Source organism: Nostoc paludosum FACHB-159, assembly GCF_014698835.1.
Lineage (GTDB): Bacteria > Cyanobacteriota > Cyanobacteriia > Cyanobacteriales > Nostocaceae > Nostoc > Nostoc paludosum.
The window spans coordinates 25793-40314 of record NZ_JACJTU010000029.1 but is presented as its reverse complement, the minus strand read 5'-3'; the positions used below and the strand labels follow the sequence as shown (position 1 = coordinate 40314).

Genomic DNA, 14522 nt, shown 5'->3' with positions numbered 1-14522 from the left:
ATTTAACTGTTGCACCGCCATCTCTTCAGGCGGCTTGTGGAGAATTACAAAAAATTTTGCCGTTTTTGGAATAAATTATGAATGCTGCTTGTTTGACTATCAAGGAACTTACTGAAGCAGTTGGTGGGGGTTTGACTCCGCGTATGGTGCGGCATTATCATCAATTGGGACTGCTACCGCAACCAGTACGATCGCCTAGCAATTATCGTCTCTACACCCAAAAAGATGTCCTGAGGTTGCAACGGATTGTCGCACTCAAGCAGCAAGGGTTTCAGCTAAATCATATCCGCCACATTTTGCAGGTGGAACCAGAGGCGGACATAAATCAAAATTTGATGGTGCAACTACAACAGCAATATCGAGCTGTGATGCAACAAATTTCCCAACTGCGGCAAACTGCATCGGCGCTAGAAGGATTATTGGGACGCGATCGCCATTGTCAAATTATGCAGGCGGAAGTGTTAGCACAACTGAAGTTACTGGATGTGGAAACCCAAGCCGGATTGGGGGGATTAGAAAAATTGTGGAGTGGTTTGGATGCCGAAATTCACACACACTCAGAGGCTTTTGGCGAATCGCTACAACATTTATTACCCGATTTATCCGATCGTTCGGAAATTGAACAACACTTAATTTCTCAGTTGGTTTTGGCTTGTGGCGATGTGAGCTTGGTATCTTTTGTCAAGTTGAGTCGAGATGCGATCGCAGCTAGTCGAGAAGCTTTATCTTCTGGCTGTCAAATTGTTGTCGATACCCAAACTGTTGCTGCTGCTTTGGATCGAACTCGATTATTTCACTTGGGATGTCGCATTGAAACTTTAATTGATAATCCCCACATTACTACTGCCACAGAGGCGGAAATTGCTTTTTGGCAGCAGCAAGAATGGCGTCAAAAATTGCAACAAGTAACTCCAGGTTGCGTGCTGGTATTTGGTTATGCTCCCTCGGTGCTGCTAGAAGTTTCCGTGGCGATCGCCAATCAAAAAATTCAGCCTGCACTCGTAATTGCAATGCCTATTGGGTTTAGCCATGCTCCCGCTGCTAAGCGACAACTAATGCAACAACGAATACCTTTTATTACAGTTGAAGGAACTTTCGGAGGTGCTGCTTTAGCTGCAACTGCCCTGAATGCTTTGGTGGAATCGCTAATTGATAAACCAGATTGTCATTGTTATCTCAATCAACCAACAGCAGATTTTCTCTGAAGTTTTAGCTTTGAATCTGTTGTCGAATTTGACATAAGTTGAACCATAGTTTAGGACATAAAGTGATTGTCAAAGCACTACCCCAAAAAACTTTCTTTGCCTATTGCCTGTTCCCTTATTAGCTTATTTTTTATAGAGAACGTAAGATTTATTGCGGTAAGCGATTGGTAGATCTAATTTATGTTCAATCCGAGTTACGAAATAGCTAGCGTCATATTTGACCATTAGTGCCTTAGCCTGGTCTGTTGTCAAGTTGTTGTAGCCTTGTGTAAGCAGTTTCTCACTAAAGTTAGTCAATGGATCGGCCCCGTTAAAATTACCACTCAAGTCTCGCATACGGGAAAACCACTCTAATGTTCCGGCTTTCGTCTGAGCCATAAGCTTATATTTAGCAATGGTTGGACGCTCTGTCAGCCAAATGAAGTTGGCAAATTCAACCGGTGGAGATACGAATATATCATTTTTGGGCGTATTTTTTCGCACCCAAGTAACCAGATCTTTCCACTGAGGATCTACCTCTTGGCTTTCGTCAGGAAAATTAAGTGTAGATTGAAATTCTCTCTGGAAGTTATGAAATCCTTTGACAATGCTTATACTCACTACGATAGTACATAACAGTACCAGTACTTTTTGTTGTTTTCTACTTGTGAAGATTCGATCTAAAGCACAAGCAAACAATAGGCAGGCGTTAAGGTGCAACATTACATCACCTACGCGGAAAAGATAATACTGTAGTAAAGTTCCTTGAGAGTCGAATGGAGCGATCGCTAATCCTAGTCCATAAGGAACCAGACTGATCAGCGTAAACTCAAAAAGTCCGATTCGAGCTTGGTATTCTTCTAACTGTTCGGGTAGTGCTTGAGTTGGACGATTGAACCAAAGGACGGCAGCGCTACTCACAAGCATCACCAAGTAAAAAGTAGGAATTATCCACCAATTTGCACGCCAAGATAAAGGATTCAGGTGGTGGGGCATCCTCAGAAAAACATATATATAAGAAATCGGTATCGGACTTGCAGGTGTTGGGGTAGACAATTGTTCAATGGCCGCTTTGAGACCGAATACACTTGTTATCAGGTATAGCGGAATAATAATTCCCAATTCCCGCATACTCGGAAAATAGATTTTTCGTTTTAAAATCACCCATACTGCTACAAATAAAGTTGTATAACCGCCTACCAAAATATGGAATGAAGTTGCTAGCCCCAACAAAAAAGCCATTAGGCGATAACGCTTCCTCAGCATAAATGCGATGGCCAACATGACCATCGCATAAGCAAATATCTTCGTTTCTAATACTCCGACAATTCTTTCTCCAGCAGCAACACCTTGATTTCCTTTAAGAAACATTGCAACTGCTAACAGCTGCAAAGGCAAATTCAATCCTAATTTTCTGCCTATCAGTACTAGTCCCCAAGCTATCAACGCGTAGCAAAAAAACCTACCAATTAGAGAACTAGCTAAAAATCCCCAACTTCCTATGAGCGAGCCAAATAAGCTCTGAAATAACACTCGATAAACAGGTGGTTGATTAACAGACCAATCTCTCGGAACCCAGTTAGGATCGGCGTATTGTCTCGCTAAAGGCAGAGCGTCAATATCGTTTCTGCTCATGATATCAGACAACAAATTTCTGAGACAGAGTAATGCTAATACTGCTATGATTTCTAACACTAGCCAACCCGTAGCGTTCAAAGCCCATTTCTTGGGTAAAAAATATTTCTGGTTCATGCTTGGTAATTTCAACATCTCAAAAAAACTAAACTTTATAACTCTTATACTACTTAAGCAAAACTTTAATTTAACTCCATACGATATCTTTAATACGTGTTTATACTATCTTTAGTAATTAGCCGATCTTACAAGCATCGTGGTTATTCAGCTATACTTAAGTATCGTATAAAAGCTAACTAAGTTTATGGTAATTGTATTTAACTAAAATTTTGCTCAGCAAAGCACAACACAGTTAAAGTCAAACGAAGTATATATAGACACAAATATTTACAATAACTGATAAGAAATATAACAGAGATGTATAATTAGCGGGTCTCCTGCATAATCCATAAAAAGATAAGGATTAAGGCTGGTGGGGTTTGTATTTTTTACTTTAATAAGGGGCTTATGTGGAAACAACAAAAAAAAGATAATTCAATAGTGAAGCTGGTATTATGGGTTGCTTTAGCTACGACTCCGATGGCAAGTATGGTAGTTTGGGCACCTACACTGGCGCAATCTGCATCGCCAACACCGTCTTTCCCACTGCCGCAAACAGTGGAGAATGGAACGACAGTGCGAATCGATGGTTCAAGTAGCTTAACTGCAATCAACCAAAGTCTTAAAGATAATTTTGAAAAACAGTTTTCGGGCACAAAGGTTGAAATTGCTGCCAATGGAACGGATAAGGCACTGAGAGATTTGCTGGATGGCAAAATTGATATAGCAGCAATCGGCCGTGGTTTAACGCCAGCAGAAAAAGCACTAGGACTAGAACAAGTCCGGTTGCGGCGTGAAAAAATTGCGATCGTGGTTGGTGCAGAGAATCCTTTCAAGCAAAGTCTAACTAGTAGGCAATTCGCCCGCATTTTTCGGGGACAGATTACAAATTGGTCGCAATTAGGCGGCCCTGACGCTAAGATTCGCGTCATCGATCGCCCCGAAACCAGCGATACTCGCGATACTTTTCGCGATTACCCAGCTTTCAAAACTGCGAAATTTGCTACAGGCTCCAATGCTACCCAAGTAACTGACGATAATACCGCTGAAATCGTCAAACAACTAGGTAAAGACGGCATCAGCTATGTCCTAGCCAATCAGATCTCGAAGTTAGAAGGTGTGCGAGTTCTGCAATTACATCAAACTTTGCCAGACGATGCCAAATATCCCTTCTCGCAACCATTAGTTTACATCTACAAAAAAAATCCCAGCTTGGGGGCAGCAGGTTTTCTCGGTTTTACCCTTGCACCAGCAGGCCAGCAGGCTATAGAACAAGCTAGAGTCGCTGAAGCTGAAGCGATCGCCACCAGTGTTTCACAACCTGCTGCCACAGCTGCCCCCAGTGCAGGAACCACACCGACTGCTACAGCTTCTCCCAGTGCAACTACTTCTGTATTTGGCGAACAGCCCTTTGTCGCTCCCGCCCCTCCAGAAAAAGCTCCAATTGTCAATAAAGAAACACCATTTTGGTTGCTCTTACCTTTGTTGGTTACCACTGTAGGTGGAGGCTTACTCTGGTGGTTTTTTGGGCGACGGCCATCTCTGCCTGAGAAAACAGACAATTCACTACAACCAAATCCCGATCCACCAAACACAGATGATGGCGAAACTGCACTCAGTCCTGACACTACCCTTCAGCTGCCAAAAGAGCAAAGCACTCCTTTTCAAATTTATGGTCAAACATCATCTGACCTTACAGAGAATGGTACGCAACAACAGACAAGTAATGGCACCACTCCAAGCGTAGCCGTATCAGAGAATAACAACTTGGGAGCCACAGCTTTAATGGGTGGTGCTGCTTTGGCAACCGGAATTGGCGCGGCTACTTGGTCTACCTTTGCAGACAAGGAAAATAACGCCACAAAAGATACAATCCAAGAAAATAATACTGAAAAAAATCATCCGGAATCCGACGAAGTTGCATGGGACATAGAAGCCCCAGCGGCTGTTGTTAATACTTCATATCCTCAACTGGCTAATATTCCAGAAGAAACACCAAATGAAGAACTGCCTTTATCTGAGGTAACAACCCCAACGTCTGAATTACCAGATGTGCCCAAAGCTACTTCAGATTTTGAGTATTGGGACACAGAAGTAAGCGAAGAAGAGATCCAAGAAGAACTCAAGGCAGAATTGGAATGGCTAGAAAGTATTACCTCAACTGAAGATATAGGCTCAGTAGAGTCCGACGAGGTGGTAACAGATGAAGTACCAGGATTGCCAGAAGATGCCTTGAATCTTGTAGCAGATGCAGCCGAACCTCCTGTAGATTTACTAGATGAAGAATCGGCATTGGCGGGTGCTGCGGCCTTGGCAGGCGGGGCAGGAATTGGAGCTTGGGCTGGTACCGTTGACAATGTACCGATAACAACCGAGACAAGTAGTGTAGTATATGCAGAACCAGAAAGCCGTATTTTCCTGACACCCCGTACTCATAGATTGGCTGATGTCCGTTGGGAAATTTCCGAAAGCGAAAAGTCAGCGTTACGACAACAGGGCGTTTCTCAGTTGCTAGTACGGCTGTATGATGTGACTGGCCTGGACTTGAGTTATCAAATTCCGGACTTTGTAGAGCAATACGAAAGCGAAGAATTGCTCAACAAGAGTATGGAAATTCCCGCAAGCGATCGCGACTACATAGCTGAAATCGGCTATCTTGCTGAAGGCGATCGCTGGTTCCCCATCGCCCATTCAGCAATTGTGCGTTTCTTCAGTGCTGTTGAGCCAGATCCTATGGTGGAAGATTCAGCTGTGGCTGATGCACAAGAAGAAATTACTATTGTGCTGACACCGCGCAGCCATACATCTGCTGATATTTCTTGGGAAATTACCGAAAGCCAAAAATCTGCGCTGCGACAACAGGGTGTTTATCAATTGCTAGTGCGGCTGTATGATGCAACTGGCATTGACTTGAGTTACCAAACTCCCCAACTTCTACAGCAGTACGACAGTGAAGAATTACTCAACAAGAGTGTGGAAATTCCCGCAAGCGATCGCGACTACATAGCTGAAATCGGTTATCTTGCTGAAGGCGAACGCTGGTTTTCCTTGGGGCGTTCAGCAATTGTGCGTGTCTTCAGTCCTGTTGAGCCAGATCCCATCGTGGAAGATTTACCCGTGGTGGAGGAAATAGTTGATGCACAAGAAGAAATTACTCTTGTGCTGACACCGCGCAGTTATACATCTGCTGATATTTCTTGGGAAATTACCGAAAGCCAAAAATCTGCGCTGCGGCAACAGGGTGTTTATCAATTGTTAGTGCGGCTGTATGATGCAACTGGCATTGACTTGAGTTATCAAACTCCCCAACTTCTACAGCAGTACGACAGTGAAGAATTACTCAACAAGAGCGTGGAAATTCCCGCAAGCGATCGCGACTACATAGCTGAAATCGGCTATCTTGCTGAAAGCGATCGTTGGTTTTCCTTGGGGCGTTCAGCAATTGTGCGTATCTTCAGTGCTGTGAAACCAGATCCCATCATCGAAGATTTGCCTGTGGTGGATGAAACAGCTGATGCACAAATCGCAGAACATTTACCCGTGGTGGAAGAAACAGCTGATACAGGAATTGTGGAACATTCACCTGTGGTGGATGAAACAGCCGATGCACAAGAAGAAAGCAATATTGTCCTAACACCGCGTACTCCCAAGTGGGCTTATGTTTCGTGGTGTGTTTCCCCAACTCAAAAACAAGCACTGCGACAACAAGGTGGTTCTCAATTAGCAGTGCGGCTTTATGATGTGACTGGCGTTGACCTGAGTTATCAAACTGGCCAACTTGTACAGCAGTATGAATGCGAAGAAGTAGCAAGGGATCGCTTTGTGGCGATTCCCACCAGCGATCGCGACTACATAGCTGAGATTGGTTATCTTGCAGATGGCGATCGTTGGTTAAGCGTAGCGCGTTCAGAAATTGTGCGTGTATTTAATCGTCCTCACGGGGATTTTTGGTTTGTTGCAGATGCTGAGTTGATTATTCACGGAGCAACGGAACCAAATACAACCGTAGCCATTGGTGGTAACGCCATCAAAATCAAACCCGATGGTACTTTCCACCTACGTCTTCCCTTTTCAGATGGTTTAATGGACTATCTCATAACAGTAGCTGCTGATGGGGAATCTCCAAAAACTATTCATAAGAAATTCTCCCAGGAAACTTACGAAAGCTAATAAGTTGTGTTTTGACGGTTAACTGTCAATAAACAACACTATGAATCCAGATGTAGAGACGTTGCAATGCAACGTCTCTAGTTTTCAGGCAATATTTACTAAGTGGACATTAGATGATTTTGATTTGTTGAGATGGATTGTTGAGTTTGGTGGAGATGTTAAGGTGATACAACCACAGGAGTTGGTGCAGAATGTGGAAAAAATAGGTCAAACAAATTATGAAAGTTAAATGTCAAAATATAACTTTTTTATCACGCTAAGATAGTTAAATTTATTGCTGTAATTTTAAACTATAATCTATATTAAAATATCCCTAATACCAATTTTTTATGAAGCTGCATAGAATTCGATCCCCCCTAGCCCCCCTTATAAAGGGGGGAACCAGAAAAACATATCAAAGTCCCCCTTTTTAAGGGGGATTTAGGGGGATCTAGATATGTGCAACTTCACATTAAATTGGTATAACTTCTTGAAAAAGTTAGAGATTTGAAGCCGAGTAATTTTGACAAATCAATTTTCTTGCTGGTTTAACCAAGTTACTAAATCAGATAACGATGAAAATCGGAGAATAGCTCTACCTAATGCTTCTAGGCGTTCCTTATTTAAAAGTTCCACTCGCTCAATAATCGACGAATCAATTTCACCAAAGCGTTCTTCAAGTAAAAGCAGACAAAATTTCAGTGCTTCTTTTTGTTCGCCGCGTTGTTCGCCGCGTTGTTCGCCGCGTTGTTCGCCGCGCTGTTCTCCCTTCTGTAAAATATATTGATAAATCACTGACTCTTGCATAGTTTCCTCCCTTAATAATTGCAGAATCAAATCTTTCTCAAACTTTAACCCTGCTAAAATTTCTGTATATGCAGCCGTATTTTTTCTAGTCTCAATATCTGGAATTTTAGCAATTTCTTCTGCAATTTGCGATAATAATGCTGGGGCTGAATTCGTTCGTGTTAACGGTGCTAATGGTAACAAGCCCAAATTATTCATAAATAGTGCTGAATCTTGCTCCCACATTCGGATAACTCGATAGCGATGAGTTGTCACTTCGCTGACATATTCTGTGGTAAAGGCAATTTCATCATTAGTTTCTTGCAAGAAAATCACTACTTGTGTGATTGGAACTTGGTATTTACGTGTTAATCGGACGTAGTAATCTAACATCCGCAGTGAAATTGGTGCTTGAGATTGAATTGTAGTTTGAAATTCCAGGTGTAAAATCCGATTTTCTATTTGCAAGAATGTCACAGAATCAGCGCGAATTGGTTCGATGCTCAATTCGGTTTTTAAGATTTTAATTGTGCGCGGTTCTTGATTCAATAACCACCGAATAAAATCACGGGGATATTTTTCTGCAAGTAATTTACACAGGTTGTCATATTCTGCCATTTATAAATTTAACAGCATATTCACTGAGATGATAACTAATTATAAATTAACTAATACAGCAAAGCAAAATAAGTTACACCAATCTCAAAAAAGAATGCAACAAATAGACCATTTGTAGAGACGCGATTCATCGCGTCTTCACCCAAGATGTGTTGCAATGATTAATTGAATTGGTATTCAGTAGTAGTGCATTAAGCAATTCAAAATTCAAAAATTGACTCACATTCAGTTGTCGGCTTACTGAGTGTTGAGTATTACCCTATAGCGAAGTAGAGGTTTGAAACTACTAAAAAACCCTACCCTTGAGAGAGGGCAGGGTTAGTTACGTTACTAAGGCTATTTGATTAGAAATTATATCACTGAAATTAGGCAAGCGATCGCCCTGAAACAATAATGAAGCCGACAGAATCAAGTTTGATTTGCGGTCGGCGAATTCCCTCTAAAATAGCTGCACTTAAAGCTGTTTCTATTTTGAGTTCTTCAGCTAATGCTTGATCCCAACTTTGCTGATTCAACAACAGGCGTAATTGTTCTACTCTGTTGCTTAATTTCTTTTCAGCAACCAAGCTACGTTTTTCGCACAATTCGATAAAATCAGGACGATTAGAAAGTAAGGCTAAAGAAGCGTTACGCACTTCATAGCAATAATTTTGCCATTTACTAGGCTCAACAAAATTGTCAATAATTTCTAATCGCTCTTTTGCTAAATTGTAATCTCGTTGCTGACTATTGTTTCTATCTTTATACGGACGTTGTAAGATATCCAACAACGCTCGATCTTCAACAACAGATATTGGTTCTTGGCGACCATCAATATAGATGGTTTCCATAATTGGTGGAAATAGAGCATCTACACGTCGTTGCAAAATTTTGTATTGAGAATTATCGAGTTTATTCTCGATTAAAACTTGTTTGGCAATTTTTAAATTTGCCTCGACTATATAATTGTATTGAAAACCGAACCATTCCTTGCCTTCTTTTGCGTCCCAAGATGCATCAGTGCGCCACATGGCAAAGGCTTGACCCCGGTCATCCCAATCTATATAGTTCAACAATGCCTCTACAAATCCTTCTCCAATTCGCAAGAGTTTAACGTCAGAACTTTGGTTGGCGATTCTGCGGTTATAAGTACCATATTTGTCTAAATAACTGTCAGTAAAACGGGTTTTTAACTCATTTACTGGCACCAAAGTACGCGTTATCGGTTGATAACGTTTCATTTCTGGAGAATCTGGGTTAGTCATTGGTTTGAAACCCAGTGCGTCGCAAATCCAGCCTTCAATTGCTCGCTTCATTTCTAAATGACGAGCATCATAATTATCTAAATCTTGAAAATATTCGGTTGCAATTTCATCACTAGCGTCGATTTCATCTAAAGCATTCAGTTCGCTAATCTTGAGAATTTCGGCTTCGATTTGTGCTTTGATTGGCTCAATCATTTGTACCAGTCCAGCAGCACCCGATTGAAATAAAGCTGCTTCTAATTCTGGCAATTTTTCATCTACGTAAAACTGGAAACTGGCAATTGATTGTTGAAAAATCCCAAATCCATCTTTCAAAACTTGATACCAAGCATTGTGGGGACTATCTTCTAGATAAGGGCCAATCAATACACAAGACTGGATGCCAATTTTGCTGCCAATGCGGTCAAGTCTACCAATTCTTTGTTCTAATTGATTAGGTGACCAAGGCAGATCGAAATGAATTAACCAGTCAGCAAACTGGAGATTGCGCCCTTCTTCTCCAGAGCGATCGCATACTAAAATAAAGCAGTTGGGATTGTTTTTGAATCTATTTAAGCCAGACTCAACTTTATCCGGCGATTCTCCAAATTGATGGCTGACTACTGCTTCTGCACCAAAGGTATCAGATAAATAGCGGACAATTTCTGCACAACTTTGGGCAAAACTTGTAAATATAATGAATTTGGGGAAAATATCGCCTGTAATTGGTCTCTTGATTCTCTGCTGTATCCTGGTGAGAAATTCCTTTTGATTTCTGCGAACGTTTGCCGGAATTTTGAAGTATGTACCTAACTGATTTAGCAATACTGTTCTTAAATTTTCCTTGCGTTCTCCGTCTTCTACAGGTTGACGAATAACCTTTAATATGGATTGTAAAATGTCTTCTTCGCCGGAAAACTTAGGAGTTGTAGTTAATAGGCGAATATCATCTTCTTTAAATTCCTGACTCAGTTTAGCATGGGGTTTACCAGTTAAACGGGTTGTAATTACTTGTTCTAAAATGCCTAACCAAGTACCCGAAGCAAGGAATAATAACAGGAAAATTCGCTGATATTGCTTTTCTTTAGGAGCAACACTACGCCATTGATTGATGAGTTCGTGAATATCAAGCGATCGCTCGTCTAAATCATATTCTTCTTTGGGCGTAAAATTGCGGTCAAATATCACATCTTCCACCGCCGCGCGACGGTTGCGAAGCATTCGCCGATATAGTCGATAGGTATCGCTAATGTGGCTGCGAATTGCTTGGACAAGTTGATTTTTCTCAGGAGAATTTCCTTCTAAACAAGTTTCTAAATCGTCTGCTAACTTGAGTAAATACTTATCGTCAGGAAACAAGTTGCGTAATTCCTGCAAATTGTTTTTCAAGACAACAGGCTTTGCATCTTCTCTCAAAGCCAGCAACACTTTACCTATTTGTTGACGGCTCGCAACTTGAGCGCGAAAACCTTCTAAATCGTCTAGTCTATAGGTTTCGGGTTCGAGCAAATATAACATTGCTAAGAAATCTTGCTCGTGATTCACAACAGGATTAGCGGATAATAAAAGTAAGCGATCGCTTTTATGAGCTAGTTGCTTGCAAGTCTCAAAACGCTGAAGCACCGCTGCATCTTTAGAGTTCGCCATTGCTGCGATGTGATGGGCTTCATCTAATATTAAACAGCCGATGTTAGCTCTCAGATTAATTTTATGAACATCTTCAACAGCTAGTACCGCTACTCGTTTGGGAAAATGCGAAATATAAAACTTGTTTTCTAACTCAGTCCGCCATTGTTGCAGCAAATATTGGGGAACTATGACTATCGCACCTTTTTTCGGTTCATCTAATAGGAATTGGCGCAGAATTGCACCCGCCTCGATGGTTTTTCCGAGTCCTACTTCGTCTGCTAAGATATAACGTTGAATCGGATCTTCCAGTACCCGCCGAACAACTTCAACCTGATGGGGATAAAGATTAATATTTGCCGAAATTAGTCCCGTCATCCCGCGACTAACTGCGCGTTGCTGAATCAAAGATTTTACGAAAGCCAATCTTTTATCGTGGAAGTACGGCGTTTCGTGACCCTTCATTGCTAGAGTTTCAATGGGGTCTGTGTTCGGTAAATTACAACGGACGTAAATTTCTTCTTCGGTAACGATTGCAGTTTTCTTATCTGGTAAATCAACTTGATATTCTTCTGTATCTTCGTCCCAGGCGAAAATTCTGCCAATTATCCATTTATCTTGGGTTTCGGACTTGATATAGCATCGTGCTTGGGGTTCAAGCCTGACTTGAGAGAGCGAACTTAGAGGTAAAGTTTTTTGTAAACGTTGCCCCATAGAGCAAAAATACTCAACGATCGCATTAGTCTCAGATATTTCGATAACTTTTCCTATACCCAAATAATTATTCTGGGACTGTACTAGTAAACCAACTTTAATCATAGATCCAGTCCCCTAAACAGACTAAAAGTATCTTCCAGACTAGTTTATTCAGCCATATCTGGCAATTTTGCAGATCCCATTATAGACAATAAACTGCTATTAGAGTTTTTCAGTATAGCGATCTGTAAATTTCATTCATATCATGTTGTATTAATTAGTTATGATTGCCACAGCCACCGTACCGTACTTTCAATTAATGTATACACAAGTCCACAAATCCGACCTGAAATATTATCATTATTCAAACTAGAAAATGAAACGTTCAAATCGCCTTGCTTGGATGGGAGCGATCGCCATTGCAGCGCTCGTTTTACTGAGTTTAATAGCAGCTCCTAATAATACCAAAATTACTGTTGGTTCTACTTATAATCGTGCTCCCGATGGCTATGGAGCTTGGTATAATTTTATGCAAAAACAAGGGGTTTCAATTCAGCGCTGGCAAAAACCTTTTAGTGAAATTCAGCCACAGAACAACCCAGCTACCTTTTTACAGGTTAGCACTTATCCCAGAGGTACAAGCCTTGATATTCAAGAACGGGAATGGGTGGAAAAAGGAAATACTTTGGTAATTTTAGGTGTTGAGGGGCGAGTGACAGAAGCAGACTTTAGCACCCTACAAAAATCTCCCCAAGGCGATATTAAAATTGAGACGCGCAGGCGAGATAAAAAAGCCAAGCAAAAGCAAATTGATTTAGGCGATCGCTTTGGTGCTATTGTCTGGCAAGAAACATATAAGCAAGGCAAAGTAATTTTTTCTACCACTCCTTATTTAGCCGCCAACGCCTATCAAGATAATTTAAGTAATTTTAAGTATTTAGCCGATTTAGTCAATAAAAATAGTAACACAATACTTGTCGATGAATACATTCACGGCTATAAAGATGCTGATGTTAGAGAGAAAGAAAGCGAAGGAGATTTGTCTAGTTTTTTTGCTAAAACCCCTTTATTTCCAATATCCATCCAAATAGGTATCCTACTGTTAACGCTAATTTGGGCGCAAAATCGCCGTTTTGGCAAACCAGTTACTTTAGATACACAAGTTACCGACAACAGCGAGGCATATATCCAAGCCTTAGCCTTGGTGTTGCAGAAAGCTGATACCACCGACTTTGTAATTGATATGGTGGGTAAACAAGAACAATTGCAACTCCAAAAAGCCTTGGGATTGGGTCAAATACCGCTAGAACACCAAGCTTTACTCAATGTCTGGGTAGAAAAAACAGGTGCAAGTGCCGCGGATTTAGATGCTGTTTTAAAGCTGCGATCGCACAAACAGCCCATGAGCGAACAAGAGCTGTTAAGCTGGTTGGGAAAATGGCGAACCATTAGATTAATTCGTAATTCGTAATTCGTAATTCGTAATTCGTAACAAAGGACAAGTGACAAATTAATATTATGAACGAAACCCATTCTATTTTAATTCGCCTTGGTCAAAGTCTTAACCAAGTAATTGTCGGACAATCTAGCCTCATACAACAACTTTTAGTAGCGCTATTAGCGGGCGGACACATAATTTTAGAAGGAGTTCCGGGGACTGGTAAAACTCTATTGGTAAAAGTGTTAGCACAGTTAATTCAAGGTGAGTTTCGCCGAATTCAATTAACACCGGATGTCTTACCGTCAGATATCACTGGTACAAATATTTTTGACTTGAATAGTCGCAATTTCACTTTAAAAAAAGGGCCAATATTTACTGAAGTATTGCTAGCAGATGAAATTAACCGTACTCCTCCTAAAACACAAGCGGCGCTGCTAGAAGCGATGGAAGAAATGCAGGTAACTTTGGATGGTGAAAGTTTACCTTTGCCGGATTTATTTTGGGTAATTGCAACCCAAAACCCCCTAGAATTTGAGGGGACTTATCCTTTGCCAGAGGCACAGTTAGACAGATTTTTATTTAAACTAGTGGTAGATTATCCCGACCAAGCTGCTGAAAAGCAAATGTTACTCAATCGTCAGGCGGGTTTTGCAGCAAAACGTTTAGATATTAACCGTTTGAAACCAGTAGCCACAGTAGACGATATTTTGCAAGCACGACAAGCAGTCAAAGAAGTTAAAGTATCAGAAGCGATCGTCGATTATTTGTTGGCATTAGTGAGAGTATCGCGTCAATATCCTGATTTAACTTTGGGTGCATCACCTCGCGCCGCTGGTGCTTGGTTGCAGACATCTCAAGCCCTAGCGTGGTTTACTGGAAGGGATTTTGTAACACCAGATGATGTCAAAACAGTTGCATCGCCATTACTACGTCATCGACTGATTTTGAAACCAGAAGCAATGTTGGATGGTTTACAAATTGATGCGGTAATTGCGTCGGTAATCAATCAAGTGCCGGTTCCAAGGTGATACGATTTTGGATTTTGAATTTTAGACTTCGGCTACG

The 14522-nt window shown here is 41.2% G+C and carries 8 protein-coding genes; 5 read left to right on the top strand and 3 right to left on the bottom strand.

Annotated elements, in window-relative coordinates; translation table 11 throughout:
- The first annotated feature begins 77 nt into the window (after positions 1 to 77).
- On the top strand, positions 78 to 1205 hold the full coding sequence (locus H6H03_RS25495) for a precorrin-8X methylmutase (RefSeq protein ID WP_190957852.1): 1128 nt from the start codon (positions 78 to 80) through the stop codon (positions 1203 to 1205).
- A 123-nt stretch (positions 1206 to 1328) separates the two neighbouring features.
- On the opposite strand, the gene H6H03_RS25490 is transcribed toward H6H03_RS25495, so the two are convergent.
- Positions 1329 to 2936, bottom strand: coding sequence for a DUF6798 domain-containing protein (locus tag H6H03_RS25490; protein WP_190957851.1), 1608 nt, complete (start codon positions 2934 to 2936; stop codon positions 1329 to 1331).
- Between the two features lie 390 nt (positions 2937 to 3326).
- Here H6H03_RS25490 and H6H03_RS25485 point away from each other — a divergent pair, with 390 nt between their 5' ends.
- Positions 3327 to 7088, top strand: a complete 3762-nt coding sequence (locus H6H03_RS25485; protein ID WP_190957850.1) for a DUF4912 domain-containing protein — start codon at positions 3327 to 3329, stop codon at positions 7086 to 7088.
- Positions 7089 to 7128: 40 nt separating this feature from the next.
- The gene (locus tag H6H03_RS25480) at positions 7129 to 7317 is read left to right on the top strand and encodes a WYL domain-containing protein (RefSeq protein ID WP_190957849.1); all 189 of its coding nucleotides are present in this window, start codon (positions 7129 to 7131) and stop codon (positions 7315 to 7317) included.
- A gap of 281 nt (positions 7318 to 7598) precedes the next feature.
- Here the strand turns inward: H6H03_RS25480 and H6H03_RS25475 are convergent, their stop codons facing one another.
- Positions 7599 to 8471, bottom strand: coding sequence for a DUF4351 domain-containing protein (locus H6H03_RS25475; RefSeq protein ID WP_190957848.1), 873 nt, complete (start codon positions 8469 to 8471; stop codon positions 7599 to 7601).
- A 365-nt stretch (positions 8472 to 8836) separates the two neighbouring features.
- A complete protein-coding gene (gene dpdE / locus H6H03_RS25470; RefSeq protein WP_190957847.1) occupies positions 8837 to 12139 on the bottom strand; it encodes a protein DpdE in 3303 nt (1100 codons plus the stop codon).
- Between the two features lie 253 nt (positions 12140 to 12392).
- Between dpdE and H6H03_RS25465 the strand changes: the two genes are divergently transcribed.
- Positions 12393 to 13487 carry a DUF4350 domain-containing protein gene (locus H6H03_RS25465; RefSeq protein WP_190957846.1) on the top strand — a complete coding sequence of 365 codons (1095 nt, stop codon included), beginning with the start codon at positions 12393 to 12395 and terminating at the stop codon, positions 13485 to 13487.
- A gap of 47 nt (positions 13488 to 13534) precedes the next feature.
- A complete protein-coding gene (locus tag H6H03_RS25460) occupies positions 13535 to 14485 on the top strand; it encodes an AAA family ATPase (RefSeq protein WP_190957845.1) in 951 nt (316 codons plus the stop codon).
- Positions 14486 to 14522 lie beyond the last annotated feature (37 nt).

Bases quoted from the DNA above. Each gene is read 5' to 3' on its own strand.
- H6H03_RS25495 (WP_190957852.1), top strand. From the start codon at position 78: ATGAATGCTGCTTGTTTGACTATCAAGGAACTTACTGAAGCAGTTGGT.
- H6H03_RS25490 (WP_190957851.1), bottom strand. From the start codon at position 2,936: ATGAACCAGAAATATTTTTTACCCAAGAAATGGGCTTTGAACGCTACG.
- H6H03_RS25485 (WP_190957850.1), top strand. From the start codon at position 3,327: ATGTGGAAACAACAAAAAAAAGATAATTCAATAGTGAAGCTGGTATTA.
- H6H03_RS25480 (WP_190957849.1), top strand. From the start codon at position 7,129: ATGAATCCAGATGTAGAGACGTTGCAATGCAACGTCTCTAGTTTTCAG.
- H6H03_RS25475 (WP_190957848.1), bottom strand. From the start codon at position 8,471: ATGGCAGAATATGACAACCTGTGTAAATTACTTGCAGAAAAATATCCC.
- dpdE (WP_190957847.1), bottom strand. From the start codon at position 12,139: ATGATTAAAGTTGGTTTACTAGTACAGTCCCAGAATAATTATTTGGGT.
- H6H03_RS25465 (WP_190957846.1), top strand. From the start codon at position 12,393: ATGAAACGTTCAAATCGCCTTGCTTGGATGGGAGCGATCGCCATTGCA.
- H6H03_RS25460 (WP_190957845.1), top strand. From the start codon at position 13,535: ATGAACGAAACCCATTCTATTTTAATTCGCCTTGGTCAAAGTCTTAAC.